General features: G+C 71.1%; 4 protein-coding genes. 1 reads left to right on the forward strand and 3 read right to left on the reverse strand.

The window, feature by feature from the left end:
• Window positions 1-515, forward strand: a 515-nt coding sequence (locus tag G6017_RS07105; protein ID WP_182616672.1) for a L,D-transpeptidase, incomplete at its 5' end; no start/stop codon positions are given.
• Between the two features lie 4 nt (window positions 516-519).
• On the opposite strand, the gene G6017_RS07110 is transcribed toward G6017_RS07105, so the two are convergent.
• The 3 genes from G6017_RS07110 to G6017_RS07120 form a co-directional block, all read right to left on the reverse strand.
• Window positions 520-1,074 (reverse strand): hypothetical protein, encoded by a 555-nt coding sequence (locus G6017_RS07110; RefSeq protein WP_182610523.1) that lies wholly within the window; start codon window positions 1,072-1,074, stop codon window positions 520-522.
• A gap of 141 nt (window positions 1,075-1,215) precedes the next feature.
• Complete coding sequence (locus tag G6017_RS07115; RefSeq protein WP_182616674.1) at window positions 1,216-1,746, reverse strand: hypothetical protein; 531 nt, start codon at window positions 1,744-1,746, stop codon at window positions 1,216-1,218.
• A gap of 112 nt (window positions 1,747-1,858) precedes the next feature.
• Window positions 1,859-2,256, reverse strand: a 398-nt coding sequence (locus tag G6017_RS07120) for an ATP-dependent helicase C-terminal domain-containing protein (protein ID WP_277819579.1), incomplete at its 5' end; no start/stop codon positions are given.

A 2,256-nucleotide genomic window follows, 5' to 3' on the forward strand; every position in this document is an offset into this window, starting at 1 on the left:
CGCCGGAGGCCCAGCAGGTGCTCGATCAGGCCCTGGCGGGATCCGTACAGGCGGACGCGGACCTGCGCACCGCCGCCGGCGGCTGGCTGGAGTCGGCGGGGATCACTCCTCCGCCCGGGTTCGTGCCCCCTCCGGCCGCGCCCCCGCCGCCGCCGGACCCCACCCCGCAGAGCCCGTGTCCGCGTACGGCCGCCGCGTGCGTCGACCTCGACGGGAACCGGACCTGGCTGCAGTCGGGGGAGCGGCTGAGCTACGGGCCGGTACGGATGTCGCACGGAAGGGTCGGTTGGGAGACCCCTCGCGGGACGTTCCAGGTCACCGGGAAGGTGCGCCACGAGGTCAGCCGTCTGTTCGACGACGCCCCGATGCCGTACTCGGTGTACTTCGTGGGAGGGATCGCCTTCCACGAGGGCGATCCGGCCTACGAGTCGCACGGGTGTATCCGGATGGACCGGCCCGCCGCGGCGACTTATTTCGAGAGGCTGCAGGTCGGGGACACCGTCGTGGTGTTCTGACGCCTCACGAGCCGGTGAACATGCGGGCCTCGGCGCGGTCCGGGAGCAGGTACTCGGCGGACTTGGCCGCCAACGCCGATCCGATGATCACGAGGATGAATCCGATCGCCGCGACGAACGGACCGTAGGTGACCGAGGTGCCGTCCGGCAGGCCCGCCAGCATCGGATCCGAGGTGTCGGTCGAGTTGAACAGGACCCAGACGAAGATGAGGTGGGCGATCAACACGAGGGACGCGAGTACCGCGTTGGCGGCCGCGAAGAATCCCAACCGGGTGAACAGCGTGACCGCCACCAGGACCGACAGCACGAGAAGCCCCAGGAAGTTCAGGGGCGCCATCGCGCGCAGGTCCAGGATCTCGGTGAGGTCGAGCGCGCTGATCCCTCCGCCGGTCCCGGTGCTCAACCAGGGGAGGTACAGACTGAGCAGGGCGAGCGCCAGCCCCACTACGGCGATCAGGCCGCCGACGCGGTTTCGCAGGTGCGGGATGATCTTGCCGCCGGTCGGGGTGCTCGCCGACGACGGCGAGGTGCGGGTGACGGGCGTTGTCTGTGCGGCCATGGCGGGTGCCCCTTAATCGGACCGGAACCTGTGAAGTGAGGTAAGTCACATGATAGGCGGGGTGTCCGGGTTCTGCCACAACGGTGCGTTCCGGCCGGACGGTGCGGTGGCGGACTGTGACCGCCGGACCGGGCCCGCCCGTCACGTCACGGGATCGACCGGATAGCGAGCGGACCGGGCGGCCCAGGCCGACCCCGCCGACACCATCACGAACCCGAACGCGGCCACGTAGGGCCCGGAGGTCACCGTGGCGTTCGCGGGCAGTCCCGAGAGTGCCGGCTCCGTCGACCCCGTGGACAGGATCAGGGTCCAGACGAAGGCGAGGTGTCCCGCCAGGACCCCGATCGCCACCACCGCTGCCGCGACGGCGAACGCGCCCAGGCGGGTGAGCGCCGTGACCGTCACGAGCAGGGCCAGGACCAGGAGTCCGACGAACAGCACCGGTGCGACGCTGCGTACGTCGATGATCTCGGTGATCCCCAGGGCGGAGATCCGCTCGTCCCCGCCCGAGTCCAGCCACGGCAGGTAGAGGCTGAGCAGCGCCAGCGCCAGACCGGTGAACGTCACCAGGGCCCCGATCCGGTTGCGGACGTGGGGGATCCTCTTGGTGCCCGCGGGAGTCCGGGTCGGGAGGGGGACACGGTGGGGTGCGGGTGGGGTGTACGCGGGCATGGCGATCACGCTCCGGGCGGGGTCGACGGACGCAGGTGCGCTGACTCACATGGTATGAGGCGGACAACTCCGGGGCAGTGCGGTAGGGCGGTTCGTTATGGCAACGGGACCCTCAGCGTCGACGATTGGTCCGTCGGGTGGGTTCCGCGACCATCGGGTCCTCCGGCCAGGGGTGCCGGGGATAGCGGCCCCGCATCTCGGCCCGCACACCGGGATAGGCCTCGCGCCAGAAGAACTCCAGGTCGCGCGTCACGGCGAGCGGCCGGCCGGCGGGGGAGAGCAGATGGACCGTCACGGGGACCCGTCCGTCGCAGATCCGGGGGGAGGCGGTCCACCCGAAGCACTCCTGCAGCTTGACCGCCAGCACCGGTGCCGCGTCGGATCCGGGTTCGGGGTAGTCGACACGGTATGACGACGAGCTGGGCACCTGCAGGCGGTCGGGCACCAGCTCGTCGAACCGGGTCGCCTCCGGCCACGGGAGCAGCCGCCGCAGCGCGGGGCCGACGCCGC

It is taken from the genome of Dietzia sp. B44, assembly GCF_014145245.1.
GTDB classification, from domain to species: Bacteria; Actinomycetota; Actinomycetes; order Mycobacteriales; family Mycobacteriaceae; genus Dietzia; species Dietzia natronolimnaea.

Bases quoted from the DNA above. Each gene is read 5' to 3' on its own strand.
- G6017_RS07110 (WP_182610523.1), bottom strand. From the start codon at position 1,074: ATGGCCGCACAGACAACGCCCGTCACCCGCACCTCGCCGTCGTCGGCG.
- G6017_RS07115 (WP_182616674.1), bottom strand. From the start codon at position 1,746: ATGCCCGCGTACACCCCACCCGCACCCCACCGTGTCCCCCTCCCGACC.